Annotated in this window: 12 protein-coding genes; 3 read left to right on the forward strand and 9 right to left on the reverse strand. The window is 67.0% G+C overall.

The window, feature by feature from the left end:
• Positions 1 to 20: 20 nt before the first annotated feature.
• A complete protein-coding gene (locus GTH33_RS17120) occupies positions 21 to 788 on the reverse strand; it encodes a 3-keto-disaccharide hydrolase (protein WP_163959442.1) in 768 nt (255 codons plus the stop codon).
• On the reverse strand, positions 785 to 2,209 hold the full coding sequence (locus tag GTH33_RS17125; protein ID WP_163959443.1) for a Gfo/Idh/MocA family protein: 1,425 nt from the start codon (positions 2,207 to 2,209) through the stop codon (positions 785 to 787). Before GTH33_RS17125 ends, GTH33_RS17120 begins: the two co-directional genes overlap by 4 nt.
• Positions 2,210 to 2,345: 136 nt before the next feature.
• Here GTH33_RS17125 and GTH33_RS17130 point away from each other — a divergent pair, with 136 nt between their 5' ends.
• The gene (locus GTH33_RS17130; protein WP_243848148.1) at positions 2,346 to 4,721 is read left to right on the forward strand and encodes a GH92 family glycosyl hydrolase; all 2,376 of its coding nucleotides are present in this window, start codon (positions 2,346 to 2,348) and stop codon (positions 4,719 to 4,721) included.
• A 13-nt stretch (positions 4,722 to 4,734) separates the two neighbouring features.
• Here the strand turns inward: GTH33_RS17130 and GTH33_RS17135 are convergent, their stop codons facing one another.
• The 7 genes from GTH33_RS17135 to GTH33_RS17165 form a co-directional block, all read right to left on the reverse strand.
• Entirely contained in the window at positions 4,735 to 7,053 is a 2,319-nt protein-coding gene (locus GTH33_RS17135; protein ID WP_163959444.1) for a GH92 family glycosyl hydrolase, read from the reverse strand.
• Positions 7,054 to 7,076: 23 nt separating this feature from the next.
• The gene (locus tag GTH33_RS17140) at positions 7,077 to 8,513 is read right to left on the reverse strand and encodes a glycoside hydrolase family 125 protein (protein ID WP_163959446.1); all 1,437 of its coding nucleotides are present in this window, start codon (positions 8,511 to 8,513) and stop codon (positions 7,077 to 7,079) included.
• A gap of 17 nt (positions 8,514 to 8,530) precedes the next feature.
• Complete coding sequence (locus tag GTH33_RS17145) at positions 8,531 to 10,849, reverse strand: GH92 family glycosyl hydrolase (RefSeq protein ID WP_208403936.1); 2,319 nt, start codon at positions 10,847 to 10,849, stop codon at positions 8,531 to 8,533.
• Positions 10,850 to 10,931: 82 nt separating this feature from the next.
• Positions 10,932 to 12,035, reverse strand: a complete 1,104-nt coding sequence (locus GTH33_RS17150) for a glycoside hydrolase family 43 protein (protein WP_249054942.1) — start codon at positions 12,033 to 12,035, stop codon at positions 10,932 to 10,934.
• Between the two features lie 29 nt (positions 12,036 to 12,064).
• The gene (locus GTH33_RS17155; protein WP_243848150.1) at positions 12,065 to 15,136 is read right to left on the reverse strand and encodes a TonB-dependent receptor; all 3,072 of its coding nucleotides are present in this window, start codon (positions 15,134 to 15,136) and stop codon (positions 12,065 to 12,067) included.
• A gap of 240 nt (positions 15,137 to 15,376) precedes the next feature.
• Positions 15,377 to 17,365: a glycoside hydrolase family 2 protein gene (locus GTH33_RS17160; RefSeq protein WP_163959448.1), complete on the reverse strand. Its 1,989-nt coding sequence runs from the start codon at positions 17,363 to 17,365 to the stop codon at positions 15,377 to 15,379.
• A 46-nt stretch (positions 17,366 to 17,411) separates the two neighbouring features.
• Complete coding sequence (locus GTH33_RS17165; protein WP_163959449.1) at positions 17,412 to 18,623, reverse strand: ROK family transcriptional regulator; 1,212 nt, start codon at positions 18,621 to 18,623, stop codon at positions 17,412 to 17,414.
• A gap of 336 nt (positions 18,624 to 18,959) precedes the next feature.
• Here GTH33_RS17165 and GTH33_RS17170 point away from each other — a divergent pair, with 336 nt between their 5' ends.
• Both GTH33_RS17170 and GTH33_RS17175 read left to right on the forward strand, forming a co-directional pair.
• Positions 18,960 to 19,925, forward strand: a complete 966-nt coding sequence (locus GTH33_RS17170; protein ID WP_249054944.1) for an ROK family protein — start codon at positions 18,960 to 18,962, stop codon at positions 19,923 to 19,925.
• Positions 19,926 to 19,930: 5 nt separating this feature from the next.
• Positions 19,931 to 22,270, forward strand: a complete 2,340-nt coding sequence (locus GTH33_RS17175; protein WP_163959451.1) for a GH92 family glycosyl hydrolase — start codon at positions 19,931 to 19,933, stop codon at positions 22,268 to 22,270.

Raw genomic sequence — 22,270 nt, forward strand, 5'->3', positions numbered from 1 at the left:
CCGCCTACCAGACCGCGCGATCATTTCAACTCGCGCACCCAGATCGAACGAAAGCTGATCGGCGCGCTCGGATCGCCATGATCCTGCAACTTGATCGGGGCGGCGCCATGCGCGCTATAGCGCGGCGCGCCGATATAGGCGGTCTCGCCCTTCAGCGCGTAATGATCCTGGACCAACACACCGTTGAACAGCACCGTCACATAGGCCGGGCTGGTCAGCCTACCATCGGCGGCGAAGACCGGCGCGGTCCAGATCACGTCGTAACTCTGCCATTCTCCCGGCGCCCGGGTCGGATTGGCGAGCGGCGCGGACTGTTTGTAGATGCTGCCCGCCTGACCGTTGACGTAGGTCTTGTTCCGATAGCTATCGAGGATCTGCAACTCGTATCCGGCATCGCCGTCGCCGGTGGATGCCAGGAACAGCCCGCTGTTGCCCCGCGCCTGACCTTCGCCGACGATCCCCGCCGGAATGCGCCATTCGAGATGCAGCTGATAATTGCGGAAGGCTCGCTTGGTCTGGATGTTGCCGGTACCCTTGCGCACCGTCAGCATGCCGTCCTTCACCGTCCAGCGGGCCGGCCCCTTGTCTTTCGTGCTGGTCCATTGGTCCAGCGAACCGCCGTCGAACAGCACGATCGCGTCCGATGGCGCTGCGGCCGGGGGCGCTGCGGGAACGGCGACGACCGGTGGCACCGGTTGCCAGACCTCCGTATCCTCGGGTTTCGCACCCGCCTGGGGCTGCACGGCCGCGAGGGCGAGGGCGGGACTGACGATATATGCGGCGATCATAGCGACCATCCTTTGCGATACTCCCGGTCAAGGAAGCGGTTGGCGTCGGCGACGTTGGTGATCCGGCCGGACACCCCGTCATACTCGATCGGCTGATCCGCGCGAAGCGCCACCATGCCGAGGATCATCGTTTCGTTGAGCGGCACCGCGACCGAGAACGGCGACGAGATCGCCTCCTCGCCGCGGATCGCGCGGATCCAGTTCATCTCATGGCCCTCACGCCCGCCCCGGATACGCGACAACGACACCGGCACCGCCGCCGCGCGCGCCGCAACGCCGTCGCCGACCAGCACCGGCTTTTCGCCATAGGTGTCGTGCATCAGCATGCCGCGATCGCCGACGTACAGGACGCCGCCATCGGGGTTCATCCGCGCATCCGCCAGCATCGCATCCGGCGTCGGCGGCATCAGGCCGCCGTCGTACCAGGTCATCGTCACCGGCCCGCCCTTGGCGTTGCCGAAGCGATAGGTGGTGACGTTGGCCAGCGGATAGCTGCCGAGGTCGGCCGGCGGCTTGCCGTCCCAGATGTCGTCGTCGCCGCCCCAGCGGCTATGCCGGGTCTCCACCCGCGTCGGCAGGCCGGGATCGAGCGCCCAGACCGGAAAATCGATCAGGTGCGCGCCCATGTCGCCCAGCGATCCGACGCCGAACGGCACCCAGCCACGCCAGTTGAAATGCGCATAATCGGGGTTGTAGCCCCAGTCGACCGCCGCCGGCCCGAGCCATAGCTCCCAATCCAGACCGGCGGGCTTGGTCACCGCCGCCGGCCGCGGCTCGCCTTGCGGCCACAACGGTCGGTTGGTCCAGGCATGCACCTCGCGCACCCTGCCGATCGCGCCGCCGCGGATCAATTCGACCACGCGCCGCCCATCGTCCCCGGAATGACCCTGGTTGCCCATCTGGGTGACGAGCTTGGGGTTACGGCGCGCGAGGTCCAGCAGCGTGCGCCCTTCACGCACCGTGTAGGTCAGCGGCTTCTGGACATAGACGTGCAGTCCACGCTCCATCGCGGTCTTGGCGGCGATCGCGTGATGGTGATCCGGCGTCGCGATCACGACCGCATCGATGTCCTTGCGGCTGTCGAACATCCGGCGATAATCGGCAAAACGGGCGGCACGGTCATAAGCGGATTTCAGTGCCAGACGATCGGCCCTGACGGCACCCTTCGCATCGGTCAGCGATTTGGCGACGTGATCGAAATCGACGTCCGCGGCGGCGACGATATTCTGGTCGGTGAGCTTCGCCATATTCTGCGCGCCCATGCCGCCCGCGCCGATGACCGCGACATTGACGCGGTCGCCGCGACCGATCCGCCGGGCCACGGCGGAACCGGGCATCGCCAGCATGCCGGCACCGATCGCCGCGCCGCCGAGCCAGTCGCGGCGCGTCATCCCGTCCATCGGCCCGGTCACCTTCCGCATCGTCGCAGCCTCTCTCTTATCGTGCTTACCCGCCATCATGATCGACGCTTGGTTCATTGACAATCAAATTAGTTTAATAAATCATCCGCTTGCAGCATAGCCCAGCGATAGGGCCGGCTGCGGAAGAGGATCGTCCATGCCGATACACCGCCGCCGCCCCGCTCCGTCCGTCACCGCCCTTGGCGCGATGGCGGCGATGATGGCGTTGATCCCCCTCGCCCCGATCAGCGCGCAGCGGTCGCCCGCCGCGGTCAAACCGCCGGTCGAGGAAGCCGACCCGCTTGTCGGTACCGCGCCGCTCGATCGCCCCGAGCTGATCGGCAATGCACCGCCTCCCGGGGAACCGACCTATTCCGGCATCACCTCGCCCGGCGCACGGCTGCCCAACAGCTCGGTCGAGGCGGCACCGGTCAACGTCAATGTCGAGCTGACCTACCCGACCGGGGTCGCGACGCCCTATCACTATCCCAGCCCGACGATGATCGGTTTCACCGGCGGCGGCGGCCCCGCTTATGGTGCCCGCGCGCAACCCGTCATCATGCCGGTCGTCGGCGACTGGACGGTGCCGCCGGTCTACACGCAGGCCTATTACGACAAGGCGAAGGAAGTAGCGCGGCCGGGCTATTACTCGGTCTATCTCGACACGTTTTCGACGCGGGTGGAACTGACGGCAACGCAATGGACCAGCCTGATGCGGTTCACCTTTCCCACCGGCGATCGCTCGCACGTCCTCGTCAACCTGCCCGGCCGGGGCGGCGAGGTGGAGGTCGTCGGCGACCGGGTGGTGCGCGGGATTGCCGCCGAGCGCGGGCGGGACGACGCACGCGACGGCCGCTATTTCGTCGCCGAATTCTCCCGGCCGTTCCGCGCGTATGGGACGTTCCGCAAATCGCCCGGCGACGCCCGCGGCTATGGCATCGGCGACAAGGACGTGGCGCCGGATGCGCGGCGGATGAGCGGCAGCTTCGCCGGCGCCTATCTGGATCTCACCACCCGGCAGGATGAACCGGTGCTGGTCAGGATGGCGCACGGGCAGAGCTTTGCGGAGGCGGAACAGCGGCTGCGCGCCGAACAGCCGCGCTGGGACTTCGATGGCGTGCGCAACGCAGCGCGCGACACCTGGGCCGCGCTGCTGGATCGGGTGCAGGTGTCGGGCGGCACGGCCAAACAGCGCAAGCTGTTCTATTCGACGCTGTTCCAGTCCTTCGCCAGTCCACGCCTCCTCGCCCGCAAGGGCGAACGGTTTACCGATACCAATGGCACGATCCGGACTGCGACCTACGACCGCTACGGTCCGGTGCCGTTCTGGGATACCGGCCGCAACCAGATCGTGCTGCTGGAATTGATGGAGCCGGAACTGATCCGCAACGTCATGCAGTCCGAACTCGATATGGCGCGCGAGCGGGGCTACATGAACACCTCGTTCCACGGCGACAATGCCGTGTTCCTGTACCTCGGCGCGATGAAGCGCGGCATCCCCTTCGACTACGCCGCCGCCTATGACTATCTGCGCAGGAACGCGACCGATTCCAAGGGACCGCGCGGCTATTTGGCGGAATACCAGCGCAACGGCTGGATCGCCGACGAGATTCCGTCCGGCAATCCCAGCCCGCCCTACGCCGGCGGCAAGGCGGGTGCTGCGACGACCCTCGAATATGCCTGGGACGACCACGCCATGGCCGACCTCGCCGAACGGCTCGGCAAGCCGGACGATGCCCGGCTGTTCCGCACCCGTGCCGCCAATTGGCGCAACGTCTTCGACCCGTCGACCGGGTTCGTCCGCGGCCGCACCGCCGACGGCAAATGGATCGCGCCGTTCGACCCGCAGGAGCCCTATTACAACTTCATGATGAAGGAAGCGTCGGGCTGGTCGACCCTGTGGCTGGTGCCGCAGGACGTGCAGGGCCTGGCGACCGCATTGGGCGGCCGCGCCCGGTTCAACGCCAAGCTCGACCGGTTCTTCGCCACGCCCTATCACCCGACCGGCATCTGCCGCGACTGCACGGGCATGATCGGGCAATATGTGCAAGGCAACCAGCCCGACCAGCACGCCCCTTACTTGTACGCGTGGAGCGGCCAGCCGTGGAAGACGCAGGCGTTGACCCGGCGCATCCTCGACACCCTCTACGGCAGCGACGCGTCGGGCTATGGTTATCCGGGCATGGACGATCAGGGCGCGACCTCGTCGTGGTACGCGCTGACGGCGATGGGTTTCTATCCGGTCGATCCGTCGAGCGACGTCTACGTGATCGGCAGTCCGGTGTTCGACCGGATGGCGCTGCAGCTCGGCAACGGCCGCACGCTTGAGATCGTCGCGCGCGGCAACTCGCCGACCAACGTCTATATCCAGTCGGCACGACTGAACGGCAGGCCGTGGACGAAGCCGTGGTTCAGCCATGCCGATATCAAGGACGGGGCGCGACTCGAGCTGACCATGGGGCCGAAGCCTAACGTCGCCTGGGGAAGTGCGCCCGCCGACGCACCGCCCGCCATGTCCCCGCCCGCGCACTGAGCAAGCGGGCGGTTCAGGCCGTCCGTCCGTAGGACGGGGGACGATCCGCCTTGGCGCTGCCGAACGTCGACGGGTTCGGCCCCATCGTGAATTCCACCTCGCCGCCGCGGATCAGGTCCGCATGGGCGATCCAGTTCCTTGTCCAAGGCTTCCCGTTCCATCGCACCGACTGGACATAGGGGCTGGCCGGTGCGTTGCCCTTCGCCACGACGCGCAGTTTCCGTCCGCGCCCCAGGTCCACTTCGGCAGCGTCGAACAACGGCGATCCGAAGACGTAGACGGCGCTGACCGGATCGACGGGATAGAAACCCAGCGCCGACAGGATGAACCACGCGCTCATCTGCCCGCAATCGTCGTTGCCGATCACCCCGTCGGGATCGGCCTTGTACATCTCGGTCAGCAACCGTCGTACCATCGCCTGTGTCTTCCACGGCGCACCCGCATAGGCATACAGATAGGCGGCATGCTGATCGGGTTCGTTGCCATGCGCATATTGCCCGACCAGCCCGGAAATGTCCGGCGGCGCATTCTTGGGCAGGGTCGACGGCGCGGTGAACAGGGCGTCCAGCTTCCGCACGAATCCGGCGTCCCCGCCGAACAGCGCGATCAGGCCATAGACGTCGTGCTGGTTCAGGAACGTCGCCTGCCAGCCGTTCGCCTCGGTATAGTCGCGCTGCTTTTCGGGGGCGTGGCCCAGCTGGATCGGGTCGTAATCCTTCCACCAGCTGCCGTCGGCGAACCGGGGACGGGCAAAGCCGATCGCGGGATCGATGACGTTGCGATAATTGAGGCTGCGCTTGCGCAATGCGGCCGCATCGTCGCGCGCGCCCGCCGCATCGGCCAGCACCGCCATCGCCCAGTCGTCGTACGCATATTCCTGCGTCCGGCTGACCGACTCCCAGGTCTTGTCGGCCGGTACGAAGCCGAGGTCGTAGTAGAAACCCCGGCCGAGCGTGCTGTCCATGTCGAGGAAGTCGCGATCGAACGCGCGGCGGCGGATCTGCGGCCATGCGGCGGCATAGTCCGCCTTGACGCCCTTCACGCACGCTTCGGCCAGCACGGACACGCCGTGCCAACCGATCATGCAGGCGGTTTCCACCCCTTGCAGCGGCCAGACCGGCGGCCCCGCCGGGCTTTCCACCGTTTGCCGTACCAGGTCGCGGGTGAGCAGCGCCGCCTTTTCGGGCTGGACTAGGTTCAGCAGCGGATGCAGCGCGCGATAGGTATCCCACAGCGAATAGGTGCTGAACGCGGTCTCGCCGGCCGGCACGGTGTGGACCTTGCGATCGAGCCCGACGTAGCGGCCGTCGCGATCGGTGAACAGCGTCGGCGACAGGAAGGCGTGGTAGAGCGCGCTCGCCATGATCGTGCGCTGGTCGGCCGTCCCGCCGGTAACGCGGATACGGTCCAGCTCGTTCGTCCAGGTGCGCGCCGCCGACCGGCGGACCGTATCGAACTGCCAGCCCCTGGCCTCGCTCGCCAACGCCGCCTTGGCCCCCTCGACATCGACCGCCGATATGCCGGTCTTGATGAGGATCGGGCTTCCCCCCGCCTTGTCGAAGAAGAACGCGACCTTCAGACGATTGCCGGTGACCCCGGTCGCCCCCGCCGCAGCGGGAGCATCGTCGTCGCCGAAGAACTGGACCCGATCGGGACGGCGCGACAGCTGCATGGCGAAGTGGATACGCCGCCCCTTCGCCCAGCGATGCACGCGGCGGCTGCCTGTCAGCGTCCCGTCCGGCGCCAACGCCAGCGAGGCCTCGTCGATCAGCGTCCCCTTGTCCCAGACGTCGAGGATCATGTGGGCGAAGTCGACCAGGATATGCCCCGGCCCTTGCGGAAAGGTGTAGCGATGGTGGCCGGTCCGCTCGGTCACCGTCAGTTCGGCGAGCACGCCCGATTCCAGCCGCACGCGATAATAGCCCGGCTCGGCCAGCTCGTCGGAAAACCGCTGGCGATAGCCCTCGTCCGGTTTCCCCAGCGCACCCGGCGTCAGCTGCAGCGGACCGCGTGTCGGCACGACCAGCACGTCGAGCATGTCGCCGATGCCGGTGCCGGACAGATGGGTGTGGCTGAAGCCCATGATCGACCCGTCATCCTGGTGATACCCCGAACAGGCATCCCAGCGGCTGTTGTCGGTGTCGGGGCCAAGCTGGACCATGCCGAACGGCAGCGTCGGGCCAGGGTAGGTATGACCGTGGCCACCGGTGCCGACGAACAGGTCGGGCTTGCCCGCGACCGGCCCCTGCGCAGACGTCGCGGCTGGCAACGCGGCGGAAAGCCCGGCTAGCCCGGTGCCGGCGAGCACCTGACGGCGGTTGGCGGTGGTCATGTCGTATCTCCCGTTGTCGCCGCTCAGATCCGCGCCGCGAGCAGCGCCGGTTTGCGCCGTTCGAGGTCGAGGATCAGTTCGCCGAACAGGCCGTTGGCCCAGGCGAACCAGCTGCGCGTGAATTTCGCCGGATCGTCCTTGTGGAAGGATTCGTGCATGAAGCCAGTGCCGCCATGCGTGGCCTTCAGCCATGCCAGGCACTGCCGGATCTCGGCATCGTCATCGCTGTTCATCGCATGCGTGATGATCGACATCGGCCAGATCATGTCCAGCCCGATGTGCGGGCCACCGATGCCGCGCGCTGCCTGGCCGCTGAAGAAATACGGGTTGCGTTCGCTCCACGCCAGCGCGGCGGTGCGCCGGAACATCGGGTCGCGGCGGTCGGCGGCGCCCAGCAGCGGCAGGCCGGACAGGCTCGGCACGTTGGCGTCGTCCATGAAAATGGCGTTGCCGAACCCGTCGACCTCATAGGCCCAGACCGTATTGCCCTGCCCGTCCGCCATCCGGCCGTGAGCGTTCAGCGCCGCCTCGACCTCCGCCGCCAGCGCCTCGCTGTCGGCGGCCGCGGCGGTGTCGCCCCGCGCCTCGCGCTGCACCGTGGCCAGCATCCGCAGCGCCGCGACCGCGAACAGGTTCGACGGGATCAGGAACGGGTAGAGGCAGGCATCGTCGGACGGCCGGAACATCGAATGGATCAGCCCGACCTTGCGCGTCGGGGCGCCATAGCCTTCGAACATCAGCGTCTCAGTCGGCGAGACGTTGAGCCGCTGGAAGTGATACGGCCCCTTGTCCGTCTTGCGCTGCTGCTCGCGGAACGTCGCGACGGCGCGCGCCATGGCCTTCGCCCACAGCGCGTCGAAGGGCGTCTTGTCGCGGGTCGCCGTCCAGTATCCGTGCGCCAGCCGCATCGGATAGCAAAGCGAATCGATCTCCCACTTCCGCTCCGCGACGCCGGGCTTCATCTCGGTCTGGTCGGTTCTCGCGCCCAGGTTCGACAACGCCGTCGGCTCTTCCATGAACGCGTTGGCATAAGGGTCGATCAGGATGCACCGCGCCTGTCGCGCGATCAGCCCGGCAAACAGCCGGCGCAACGCCGGGTCCTTTGGGGCGAGATGGACATAGGTCTGTAACTGCGCCGAACTGTCGCGCAGCCACAGGGCCTCGATATCGCCGGTGATGACGAACGCGTCGGGCTTGCCGTCGACGATCCCGACCTTGACCGTCGTATCGAGCGTGTTCGGGTAACAATTCTCGAACAGCCAGGCGAGTTCGGGATCGCCCATCTTCGCCTTCACGCGCTTGATCTCCGCCTCGACCGCGGGGCTGGTGAAGCGCCGCGCGCCCGGCGCGGGGCGCTTGCTCGGCCGCACCGCGCGCGCTGCGCCGGCGGCATGCGGCAGGGTGGTGGCCAGGGCCAGCGCGGCGGCGCCCACCATCACGTCGCGTCGGCCGAGATTCATCGTGTCATGCTCCATGCTCAACGCGCTGCCGTCGGCGCGCTCATCGAAAACGGTGCGTTCGCTTTCGCCGTCCCCCAGCTGCGGTTGGGCGTCGCGCCCATCACGAAGCGAAGCGTCCCGCCCTGCTGCAACGCCGCGCGCGACAGCCACGGCTTGTCATAGGCCTTGCCGTTGAACGTCGCCGACTGGATGTAGACATTGCCGGGGCCGTTGTTCGCCGCTTCGATCTGCAGCACCTTGCCGCCCGGCATCGTCAGGCGGACGTTGCGAAACAGCGGGCTGCCGATGGCATATTGCCCGACCGCCGGCGTCACCGGATAGAAGCCCAGCGCCGAAAACACGTACCACGCCGACGTCTGTCCATTGTCCTCGTCGCCCGGATAGCCGTCGGGAGCGGGCGAGTAGAGCTTCTTCATCACGTCGCGGACGTGATATTGCGTTTTCCACGGCGCTCCCGCCCAATCGTACAGATAGGTCATGTGCTGGATCGGCTGGTTGCCGTGCGCATATTGCCCCATGTCGACGATCTGCATCTCGCGGATCTCGTGGATGGTCTGACCATAATAGCTGTCGTCGAAGATCGGCGGCGTCGTGAAGATCGAATCGAGCCGCTTCACGAATGCAGCATCCCCGCCCATCAGGTCGGCGAGGCCCTGCACGTCCTGCATCACCGACCAGCTGTAATGCAGCGCATTGCCTTCGGTGAAGGCATCGCCCCATTTGTACGGATTGAACGGCGTCGACCAGCTGCCATCCTTGTTGCGGCCCCGCATCCAGCCGCTCTGGGCATCGTATAGCTTGCGATAATTCTGCGCGCGCGTCGCGTACAGCTTCGCATCCTCGGTCTTGCCCAACGCCGCCGCCAGCCGCGACAGGGAAAAATCGGCGGTCGCATATTCCAGCGTTCGGGCGGCGTTTTCGTTGATGCCGACGTCGTAGGGCACATAGCCCAGGCGGTTGTAGAATTCGACGCCCTCGCGCCCTACGGCGTTGACCACATTGCCCTTCTTGTCGACGGGGCGTCCTTGCGAGGTGGTCGCGTTCTTGACCATCGCCTCGTACAGCGTTTCGACGTCGAACCCGCGCACGCCGTTCAGATAGGCATCGGCGATGAGGTTCGCCGAATTGGACCCGATCATCACGTTGCGATGGCCCGGGCTGGCCCATTCGGGCAGCCAGCCCGATTCCTTATAGGTGTTGACCAGCCCCTGCATGATCTCGCCGTCGCGCTCCGGATACATCAGCGCGAAGAAGGGGAAGACCGCGCGCCACGTGTCCCAGAAGCCGTTGTCGGTATAGAGGACGCCCGGGTGGACCTTGCCGTCATACGGGCTGTAATGGACCGTCTGCCGCTGCGCATCCACCTCGTGGAACATGCGCGGAAACTGCAGCATGCGATACAGCGCCGAATAGAAGATGCGCCGGTTGTCGACGTCGGGGTCGCTCACCTGCACGCGGTCGAACTCGCGCTGCCAGACCGCCTTCGCCTTCGCCCGCGTCGCATCGAAACCGTCGCCGCCGATCTCGCTGCGCAGGTTGCGCTCCGCCTGGTCGAGGCTGATGAACGACGAGGCGACCTTCACGCCGACCTGCTCGCCCTTCCGGGTGCGGAAGCTGACCACCGCGCCGACGTGATCGCCCTCGCGCACCGGCGTCGCGGCGAGTTGGCCATTGTCGTCCCAGGTGCGGCTGACCGTAAAGTCGTGGTCGAATTCCGCGACGAAGAAATTGTGGAAATTGTCGGGCACGCCGCCGTGGTTGTTGCGGACATAGCCGGTGATCCGCCGCCGCACGGGATCGATCGAGACCATCGATCCCCCGGCATAGCCGTCGAGGATGATGTGCGCATCGTCGCTCTCGGGGAACGTGAAGCGGAACTGCGCGGCGCGCTCGGTCGGCGCGACCTCCGCAGTCACGTCATAGTCGGCCAGATACACCTTGTAGCTGTATGGCCGGCTCTCCTCGGCCTTGTGGCTGTACCACGATGCGCGCTCGTCCTCCTTCACCTTCAGCGCGCCGGTCGTCGCCATCAGCGAAAAGGCGGCGTAATCGTTCATCCAGGGGCTCGGCTGGTGCGTCTGCTTGATGCCGTTGATCTTGTTGGCGTCGTAGGTGTAGCCCCAGCCACTGCCCGCCTTGCCCGTCACCGGCGTCCAGAAGTTCATGCCCCACGGCACCGCCACCGCGGGATAAGTGTTGCCATAGGACAGGGTGTAGTCGGAATCGGTCCCCATCAGCGGATTGACCAGGTCGACCGACGGCGTCGCCTGGTCCCGCGCCGACGCCGACTGGGCGAGCAGCGGCGCCGGTGCCACCAGCGCGATCGACGTGGCCATCGCCACCGTTCCGCGCAGCGCGGCGACCCACTTCCTTCTCACATCGTTTCCCCTGCCCGTTGCGTCCGCCGCATGCCGGCGGTCATCGTCTGCGTGGCGTCGCGGCGCCGATCGGCCGCGGCGTCACACCTTCGTTGGTCATCACCACCGGTTCGATGCTGCCGTCGGCGGCAAACCGCATCCGGTCGATCGCGATCTGGCGGTGTTCGCCGCGATCGGTGTCCAGCGGGCGGCGGTGATAGGCGATATACCAATCATCGGTCCCCGGCACGTTGACCACGGAATGATGCCCCGCCCCGCGCGCGATGCGCAAATCCTGCGACAGGATCTTGCCCATCGGCTTGAACGGCCCGATCGGGCTCGGCGCGGTCGCATAGGCGACGCTATAGTCCGGGCCGGTCCAGCCACCCTCGGACCACATGAGGTAATAGGTACCGCCGCGTTCGATCATGAACGAACCCTCGACGTAGCCGGGCGGCGTCACCTCCTTGTACGTCGTCCCGTCGGCAAACGGCACGATCCGCTTCAGGTCGGCGCTGAGCCGGACGACGTTGCAATGCTTCCAGCCGCCGTAGAACAGGTACACCTGACCATCGCGATCGCGAAAGGCGAACGGGTCGATCGGTTGCGCGCCATTGTGGAACGCATCGATCAGCGGCCTGCCGATCGCATCCTTGAACGGGCCGCCGGGCCGGTCGCTGACCGCCAGCCCGATCCCGCCGAGTTCCGCGTCGCTCTGAATGTCGTTGGCGCTGAAGAACATGTAATAGCGCCCGTTCGCCGCGATCACGGATGGCGCCCAGATCGCATAGGCCGCCCAGTCGGCGTTACGTACGTCGAACACGTGTTCGTGCTTGGTCCAGTGCACCAGGTCGGGCGAGGAAAAGGCGTTGAAGAACGTCTGCATGCCATAGGATGGCCGCACCGTCTTGCGCTGGCGTGCCTTCTTCTGTGCGGCCGAGAAGCGCGGCGTCACATCGGGCTTGCCGGCATGGTCGGAATAGGTCGGATAAATCCAGTATCGCCCCGCGAAGACGCGGATCTCGGGGTCGGCATACCAGCCCGGCACGATCGGGTTGGACGCGCTCGCCAGGCCGCAGGTCATCAGCGCCGCGGCGAGCATCGCCCCGCGCCGCATCCGGCGCATCAGGTGGGTGGAAAAATGGTGGCTCCGCGAAGGAGCCACCAGGGGGAGGAACGGTGTGTGCCGGGCCATCAGAAGTTGAACGAGACGCCCACATAGGCGCGGCGTCCGAAATAGTTGCGGTAGGTGAAGCGATCCTTGGTATCGTTGCCGAGGTGACGGCTCTCTTCCGACTTGGTCAGGTTGATGACCGACGCGGTGAGATTGAGCCGGTCGGTCAGCGCGAAGGCGGCGTTCAGGTCGACCTGTTCGTACGGATCGGTATATTCGTTCAGGCCCGATTGCAGCCCGCCGACCACTTCGCCGCGACGGTTGTACGAAGCCCGCAGCAGGATCGGACCATGTTCGTAGAAGACCGAGGCGTTGACCTGCGTCTTGGCGCTGCCGACCAGTGCCGACGACCCCACCGTCTGCCCGTCCAGCGACACATCGGCGACGGAGGTGTCGTTATAGGTGAAGTTCACCTGCGCGCCGAGGCCGAACGGCAACGTGTGCTGCGCGTACAATTCGACGCCCTGCGAACGCGCGTTGGAACCGTTCGCGACGGTGGAATAGGGCTGGATCAGCACCTGCTGCCCCGCGACCTCGCGCGTCACGTCGAGCACCAGCGGCACGACGAAGTCCGACACGTCCTTGCGGAACAGCGTCGCGCCGATCACCGAACCGCGCTTGAAATACCATTCGATGCCCAAGTCGTATTGCCAGGCGGAGAACGGGTTAAGCTCGGCGTTGCCGCCGCTGCCCGACCAACCGGCGAATTCACCGAACTGGCCGCGATCGAAGGCATAGGCGTCCGACCGGAACGTCAGCGACCGCTGCGAGCCGAGGTCGGCGAAGGATGGCCTTGCGATGACCTTCGCCACCGCGCCGCGCACCAGCAGGTTCGGCGTCACCTCGTACGAGGCGTTGAAGCTCGGCAGCCAGTCGGTGTACGTCTTGGACTGGTCCGCGCGCGTATTGACGATCGTCTCGCGCACGCTGAGCGGCAGCACCTGGCAATTGCCGTCGGGGCCGAGCGGCCGGTTGGGATCGGCCGGGCCGTTGGGGCCGTTGACGCAATAATCGTTCAGATATTGCAGCCGGTCGGAGGTGTTGCCCGACTGTTTGGTGTTGGCCATGCGCAGGCCGACGTTGCCGCGGAAGCCGCCGGTCTCGAAGTTGAGCTGGGCATAGCCCGCGAACACCCGCTCGCCCAGGTCATAGACGAAGTCGGGCTCGTACACCCGCACCGCCGGACCATAGGTGGTGTTCAGGTAGCTGAGATAACGCTGGAAATCGATGCCCGGCACGACGTTGGCGTTGAAGCCGCCGTTGATGTTGCCGATCGGGTTCTCATAGAAGAATTCCGGCCGCGCGACGGCGCCCGCCGCGGTATCCTGATAGCGCAGCTGCGTCGCCGGATCGGCATACCAGTCGTTGCGCCCGGTCTCGCGATGGATGCTGAGGTCGCGCCACTTGCCACCGACCTGCACCGATTTCAGGAAGCCGTCGAACCGCCGCGTCAGGTCCAGCTGGACGTAACGCTGGCCGATGTCGCTGTTGACGAAGCTCGATCCGGTCGACCCGACGTCGATCTGGGCGATGCCGCTGCGGATGTTCTGCTGCACTTCGGGCGAGAATTCGAAGCTCGCGCCGCCGTTCGAGATATCCCAGTTGCTGATGAAATTGCCGTTCTTCTCCTGGCCGGTGACGGTCAGGCGCGGCTTGGCGGCGACGCCGAAGCGCACCGACGGACCGCCGCTCGCCTTGGTCTTGCCGAGCTTCAGGACCGCGTCGAACCGGTCCTGGCTATAGCGCACCTCGGTCTCGAAGGTGTTCGAGGTCTGCTTTTCCCGGCTGTAGGTGCCCGCGATCTGCGGCGTTTCCATCGTGCACGGCGGCGAACGCGTCAGGCAACCGGTGCCGGCGCGCGGCACCGCGAACCCGGCGGACTGGAAGATCGTGCCGCTCTTGTCGAACGTCGCGCCGGTGAAGAAATTGTCATAGCCCCATTCGGGGATCTTCAGCACGTTCGAGGTGAAGTTGCTGGTATAGCCGAAGCGGAAATAGTTCGACGTCACGGTGACGTTGTCGAACGGCCGGAACTGTGCCGTCGCCTGGATGCCGTAGCGTTCGCGCTCCTGGTTGAACACCTCGGCGTTGACCGATTGCGGCGCCCAATAACCCGAATAATGCTTGCCGTCCTGCGCAGTGACGCCCTGGCCCGGCCAATAGGATACGGCATCGTCGTTGGCGAGCGGCTTGCCGTTCACATCGGTCGCGGGCGTGATGATGTTGCCCCTGGCATCGCGATCGCTCCACCAGCGCCAGCTCTCGGTCGAACTGCGCAATTCGCGGTTGGTCCGCTTCTGCCAGACGCCGCCGAGCAGCAGGCCGAACGTCTCTTCCTTGTTCTTCCACGACAGCTGGCCGCCCAGCTGCGGCTCGAACTTCTCGGTGGTGTCGGCATAGGTCCCTTCCGCCGAGACGAAGCCCGACCAGGCGGGGACGTCGAACGGGCGGCGGGTGTTGAGGATGATCGTACCGCCGACGCCGCCCTCTTCCAGCCGCGCCTCGGGCGACTTGTACACCTCGGTGCTCGCGATGAAGTTGGATGGCAGCAGCACGTAGTTGAACGAGCGCTGGGGATCGCCGCTGTCGGCACCGGCGAGGAAGTTGCCGTTCAGCAGCGTCAGCGTCAGGCCCGGCTGCAGGCCGCGGATGCTGACCCGGCTACCCTCGCCGCCATCGCGGGTGATGACGACGCCCGGCACGCGCTGCAACGCGTCCGCGACGTTCTTGTCGGGGAACTTGCCGATGTCCTCGGCGGTGATGACGTCGACGAAGGCGTTGGCTTCGCGCTTCTGGTTGAGGCTCTGCTCGATCGAACGGCGATAGCCGGTGACGACGATGTCCTGCCCGGCCTCGTCGCTCTGCCCGGCGGCCGGGGCGGTGGCGTCCACCTGACCCGATTCGGCGGTCGGCGTCGATGCCGGCGTCACCGGATCGTTCGCGGTCGGCTGTGCGGGAACGCCGGCGGCGGGCGCCTGCTGCGCCTGCGCGGTCCCGGCCAGCGCCGCGGTCAGGCTGACGGTCGCCAGCAGCAATGGCAGCGCACGGCGGCGTTGCGACATGAACGGATGCGCGGCGTTGCTTACGGTCATCAGACTATCCTCTTCCTCGCGAGGATGCCGTCGGCATTCCTCACTTGCCCCTGCGAATAGCGCGCCGGCTCCCGTTCGATGGGAACGTCCGTTTGACCGGATCGTGGCGGCGCACAGTCTCGATGCCGCTATCTGCCAATTGTAAAAGCAAATTGTCAAATAGATTGTGACAGCAATGCTCACATGCTCGCCGCACTGCCGGTGGACCGAGGATATTCCCGCGTTTTCCGATGTCTGGCGTCAGGGCGCGGCTGTCTGGCCCCATAACGGCGCCGCCATGCGCGCGAGCGCCGCCGCCGGCGCCTTGGCTTGCGCCCGGTCATAGGTCAGCAATCCGTTGATTTCGTCCTCGACGTCCGTCGTCTGCGTATAGACCGATGCGCTGAGCCCGCGGGTCGCCGCCTGGCGGATCACCTCGTCCATCTTGCGCTTGAACCGGGCCAGATAGTCCTGCTCGCCCGCCGCCGTCTGATAGCCCCAGTTGCGCTTGCCGGGACGCCATACGCGCCCCGCCACGGGCAGGCCGATGCCGCCATATTCGCCGATGACGATCGCGCGCGTCGCCTGCCGGGTCGGCACGTTCGGCACGTCTTCATAGGTGTGGATGTCGAAGACGTCGGATGCGCCGGGGGCGACATCCAGCCAGCCGCTGTCGGCATTGACCAGCCGCCCCGGGTCCATGCCCTTCACCAGGCGGGCGAGCGTCGCCGAATCATACTGGCCCCAGCCCTCGTTGTTCACCACCCACATGACGATCGAGGGAAAGGCGCGCAGCTGGCCGACCATGCGGGTCAGCTCCAGCTGGTTCTGCGCCATCACCTCGCCCGACAGCACCGCCTGGCTCTGGCTCGATCCGGTGACGAACTGGTCTTCGCCGCCGCCCGACGGCATGTCCTGCCAGACGAGCATGCCCAATCGATCCGCATCGTAATAATAGCGTGCCGGCTCCACCTTGATGTGCTTGCGCACCATGTTGAACCCTGCCTGCTTCAGGAAGACGAGGTCGCTGCGCATCGCCTCCTCGGACGGCGGCGTCAGCAGTCCGTCCGGCCACCAGCCCTGGTCGAGCGTTCCGTGCTGGAACAGCGGCCGGTTGTTGAGCAGCAGCACCGGTTGCCCGGCGACGGCACCCTGCCCCACCGAAATCTTGCGCATGCCGAAATAGCTGTCGACCCGGTCGCGTGCAGGCCCCTCGACCGCTGCCGCGGCGTAACGGCGTTCCTCGGCGCGGGTGAAACGCGCGTCATAGGCCTGCCGGTCGCGCTCGGTCATTCCCGCATAGGGATCGCGCACCGTGACCAGTTCCGCGGTCAGGTCGTACAGGAATGGATCGCCCGGCGACCACAGATGCGGGCTCGGGATGGTCAGGCTTGTACGCCGGTTGGCGCGGATCACCGTCGATGCGATCGGCTTGCCACCCGCCGCGACCGTCAGCCGCACGGCATCGCGATCCTCCGCCCAGCCGCTCAGCGCGACATCGACATCCACGACGCCGCGGTCGATGTCGGGCGTGGCGCGGACGTCGGCGACGTGCAGCTTGGGGACCGGCTCCAGCCAGACGGTCTGCCAGATGCCGCTCGACGCGGTGTACCAGATGCCGTTGGGGTCGAGCGACTGCTTGCCGCGCGGCTGGCTACCGGCGGAGGTCGGGTCGGCGACCTGTACCACCAATTCGTTCTCGCCCGCGCGCAATTGCCGGGTGATGTCGAATCCGAACGCATCGGATCCACCGCGGTGCGCGCCGACGGGCGCGCCGTTCACCCACACCGTCGCCTCGAAATCGACCGCGCCGAAATGAAGGATGACGTTCTGCCCGGCCCAGTCGGCCGGGACGGTGAAGCTGCGCCGATACCAGATGCGGTCGTCCGGACCGACCTTGCGCATGACACCCGACAGGCGCGATTCGACCGGGAACGGGACCAGGATCGTGCCGTCCATCCTGGCCGGTTGCGGGGCGGCGGCCGGGGTGATGGCATAGCGCCACAGCCCGTTGAGGTTCTGCCATGCGGCCCGCTTCAACTGCGGCCGGGGATAGCTGCGCCAGGCATTGTCCGCGGTGACCTCGCGCCCCCACCGCGTGACGAGATTGCTGTAGACCTGCGCCGGCGGCGTGGTTTGCGCGACGGCCGCGGTCGACGCGATCGCCAGCCACAGGCATACGATCCGTCCGATGACCGCCTGCCGGGTCCCTGTCTGCCGGGTCCCCGTTTTCCGGGCCACTGTCTGCATGCATTCTCTCCCGTAAAATCGCGACGGGAACGGGGCGGCAGCGGTGTCAGTCCGTCCGCACCCCCGCTCCCTCGTCCGAATCCTTCCAGAGCGCGCCGGCCTTGGGCAGCAGGAAATGGCTGAACGGCAGCACCGCCGCACCCACCGCCGGCGCGTCTTCCGACAGCGCCGCCCGCCGCACCGGCGCGGTCTGCGGCGCATCGGTGGCGCCGCCGATCAGCGTATTCACCCGGTCCGCCAGTCGCTCCACCAGCCGGCTGGGCAGTCGCCCGCCGATCAGCACGACCGCCGGGTCGATCAGGCAGTTGATCGCATCCAGCGGCGTGCACAGCGTCACCGCCGCCTGCTCGACCCAGGCCTCCACGCAGGCATCGACCGCCGGGTCCCAGTCCGCCTGGTGCAGCACCCGGTCGATGCCGAAGCCGCCGCGCGACAGGTGCGCTGCCAGCCCGGACAGCGACACCAGCGTCTGCACCGTCTCGCGACCACCGGACGCCCCGCCGACGGTCATGAATCCCAGTTCGCCGCTGCGGCCATGCACGCCGCGGACATAGGCGCCATCGGCGACGAAGCCGCCGCCCAGCCCCGACGACACCAGGATATAGAAGAAGCTGTTGTAGCTTTGCCCCAGCCCCAGCTGCATCTCGCCGGTGGCGGCGGCGGCGGCGTCGTTCTCGACGAAGACCGGCAGGCGCAACGGCTCGTCGAACAGCGTGGCCATGTCGATGCCGTCCCAGGCGGCATAGGCCGCCGGACGCCCCGGCAGCGCCACCCGGCCGAGGTCGTCCGGGCGCGCGACGCCGATGCCCACCAGCTTGGCGGGGTCGACCTTGGCGCTTTGCAGCAACGTCCGGATCGAGCGGCGGTACAGCGTGCGGACATCGTCGGGCAGCGCGAAATCGATCTCGATCGATTTTCGCGCCATGATCTGCGCGGAAAAATCGACCAGCACGATCGTGATGTGGTCGCGGTCGATGTTGACGCCGATCGAATAGCAGGCATCGCGCCGCACGACGAGGTTGGTCGGCGGCTGGCCGCGGCCGCCGCGCCGCTGGCCCGCCTCCTCGATCATGCCCTCCTGCAACAGCCGGCGGGTGATGTTGGCGATGGCGGGGCCGGTCAGCCCGGTGATCCGTGCCAGGTCGACCCGGGTCAGCGAACCGCCGAGGCGGATGGCGTGCAGCGTCACGCGCTGGTTGTGGTCGGCGACCCGTTCCAGATTGGTCCCCGACAGCCGGGGCGGCGTGCTGCGCGTCATGCGCTGCGGCAATCACGGGCGGTGCGCGGCAGGCGCAACAGGCGCTGCGGGGTCATGGTCGGCTGTTCAGGCGGCATATCGGGGCATCCTCGTCCACCCCGCATGGTCGCAATCCGGAATGTCCGGGCCGGCGCGAAACGGGGTCGGGCCGGCAGCATGGTCGAACGGACCGGACGCACGCAAGATGGCCATGCCGCCTGTCCCCACTCCGCCCTCTCCCATCTGCCTGTTTGAATTATGCAATTTGATGTTCTAATCCGCTTCCGCGGTCTTGCAAGAGCTGGCGTCCAATCGGCCGGAGACCCTGACGGAACAGGCAAGAGGAGCGTGCGCATCGTGGGTCATCAAACATCGGATGCAGCGCCGCCGCCGTTCGCCGGGGTCGAGCTGGGCGGCACCAAATGCGTCTGCACGTTGGCCTACGGACCCGATCGCATCGTCGACCAGTGCACGATTCACACCACCGGGCCGGACGAGACGCGCGATGCCATCCGCGCGGTCTTGCGCCAGTGGCATGGCGACCACGGTCTGCGCGGCATCGGCATCGCATCCTTCGGTCCGGTCTGCCTCGACCCTGCCGATCCACGCTACGGCAGCATCCTTGCCACCAACAAACCGGGCTGGCGCGATACCGACGTCATCGGGGTGGCGACGGAATTCGGCGTGCCCGTCGGCTTCGACACCGACGTCAACGCCGCCGCGCTGGCGGAAATCCGCTGGGGCTCGGGCCGGGGCCTGCGCGATTTCGCCTATGTCACCGTCGGCACCGGGATCGGCGTCGGCCTGATCGTCCACGGCCAGCCCACCCGCGGCATCGGCCATAGCGAGATCGGCCACATCCGCGTGCCACGCCTGCCCGGCGACCACGTCGCCAGCGCGTGCCGCTACCATGACGATTGCGTCGAGGGGCTGGCATCGGGCAGCGCGCTGGTCGTGCGGCTCGGCGGGCGCGATGCCGCCGGCCTGTCCGCCGACGATCCGGTCTGGGACCCGATGATCGCCGCCCTTGCCGCAATGTGCCATGCGCTCGTCGCCACCACGGGGCCGTGGCGGATCGCGATCGGCGGCGGCGTGTTCGAACGCCAGCCGCATCTGCATGCCCGGGTGCAGGCCGCGCTGATCGCCAGCCTGGCCGGCTATATCGACATTCCCACCGATCGCCCGTTCGTCACCGCGCCTGCGCTGGGGCAATTGACCGGGCCGCTCGGTTCGATCGCACTCGCCGAGACGGCGTGGGCGGTGGCCGACGCGCCCGATACGGCGCGCACCGACGCACCAATCCTCCTGCACCAGAACGGATGATCCCGATGTCGTTCCTGCGCTCCGGCCTCGCCGCCGCCCTCCTCGGCACCATCCTGACCGGCGGTGCCGCCGCCGGGCAGGTCGCGCCGGCATCATCGACACCCGGCGACGCGGTCGATCCCTTCATCGGCACCGGCGGTGAAGGCCACACCTTTCCCGGTGCGGTGGCGCCGTTCGGCATGGTGCAATTGTCGCCGGACACCGACACCTCGTGCGTCATCCGCACCTGCTACGGCCACGCCGCCGGCTATCGCTACGACGATCCGACGATCGAGGGGTTCAGCCACACCCATTTTTCGGGCGCAGGCCATTCCGATCTCGGCGACGTCCTCGTCATGCCGGTCGCCGGCGATACCGTGGCGATGGACCCCGGCACCCCTGCCGCTCCGGGCTATCGCTCGCGCTTCCGCCACGCGACGGAGGTTGCGAGGCCCGGCTATTACGCCGTGACGCTCGACGGGCCGCAGGTGCGCGCCGAAATGACCGCCGGCACCCGGATCGGCGTCCACCGCTATCGTTTCCCCAGGGGCAAGGCGGCGCATCTGGTCGTCGACCTGCGATCGTCCCTCTACAATTACCCCGGCAAGATCCTCTGGTCGGGGCTGCACCTGCGCGCCGATGGCGTCCTCACCGGCTTCCGTGAGACCCGCGGCTGGGCGCCCGGCCGCAAGCTGTTCTTCGCCATGCGCTTTTCCGCACCGCTGGTCGGCCATGCCCTGGTCAACCGGGAAACCGACGTGCCGTACAAGGGCTTCCAGGGCCCCGGCCGCGGCAGCGATGCGCTGGCCGAAAAGCTCGGCCGCGCGATGGAGGCACGGCTCGACTTCGGCACGCTCGACGCCCCGCTGGAAGTGAAGGTCGGCCTGTCGGGCGTCGATGAGGCCGGCGCGCTCGCCAACCTCGACGCAGAGCCGGGCAACTTCGATGCGGTGATGCAGCGCACGCAGGCCGGCTGGAATACGGCACTGGGCGCGATCGACTTCGAGGCGGAGGGGCCGATGCGCCGCATCTTCGCCACCGCCCTCTATCACAGCCTGATTGCGCCCAGCGTGTGGAGCGACGACGACGGGCGCTATCGCGGCCCCGACGACCAGGTACACCAGGCGAGCGGCTTCACCATGCGCTCGACCTTTTCGCTCTGGGACACCTTCCGCGCCGAACATCCGCTGCTGACGCTGATCCAGCCCGAACGGACGACCACCGACATCGTCCGCTCGCTGGTCGCCAGCCAGCAGCATAGCCCCGACGGCATCCTGCCGGTGTGGCAGTTCGCCGGGCGAGAGACGTGGACGATGATCGGCTATCATGCCGTCCCGGTTATCGCCGACGCCTACATGAAGGGCATTGGCGGCTTCGATGCCGAGGCGGCGTTACAGGCGATGGTCGCAAGCGCCGATCACGCCGCCTATGGCGGCCTCGGCGAATATATGCGCCGCGGCTACGTGCCGATCGACAAGGAGCCGGAGGCGGCATCGAAGACGGTCGAATATGCCTATGACGACTGGGCGATCGCGCAGATGGCCCGCCGCCTGGGCAAGACAGATATTGCCGCCCGTTTCGAAAAGCGCGCCGGCAACTGGCGCAACAGCTTCGATGCGAAATCCGGATGGCTGCGCGCACGGCTTTCGAACGGCGCATTCCGCACCCCGTTCGATCCGACCGCGATCAACTACGGATCGGATTATACCGAGGGCAATGCCTGGCAGTACAGCTGGTTCGTGCCGCAGGACCAGGCCGGCCTGTTCCGCCTGCTCGGCGGCGACGCCAAAGCGATCGCGAAGCTCGACGCGATGTTCAACTACGACAATTCCAAGCTCGACTACAGCCACGCAGAGGATATCGCCGGGCTGATCGGCCAGTATATCCACGGCAACGAACCCAGCCACCACGTCGCCTATCTCTATTCCTACGCCGGGGCGCCATGGCGGACGCAGGAACGCTTGCGGCAGATCGTCGCCAGCCAATATGGCGCGACGCCCGCGGGCCTCAGCGGCAACGACGATCTCGGCCAGATGTCCGCCTGGCTGGTGTTCACCGCGCTCGGCTTCTACCCGGTCGCGCCGGGGTCGAACGAATATGTCATCGGCCGCCCCTTCCTGTCGCGCGCGACGATCGCGCTGCCGGGCGGCAAGCGCTTCGCCATCCGCACCGACAACCTCTCCGATGCCAATCCCTATATCCAGGCGATCACCCTCAACGGCAAACCGCTCACGCGCAGCTACCTGCGCGATGACGAGATCCGGCAGGGTGGCGAATTGCACGTCACGATGGGGCCGCGCCCCGATCCGGCCTGGGGCAAAGCCAGGGGCAGCCGCCCGTTCTCGCAATCCACCACCGCGCGCTGA

It is taken from the genome of Sphingomonas insulae (assembly GCF_010450875.1).
GTDB lineage: Bacteria > Pseudomonadota > Alphaproteobacteria > Sphingomonadales > Sphingomonadaceae > Sphingomonas > Sphingomonas insulae.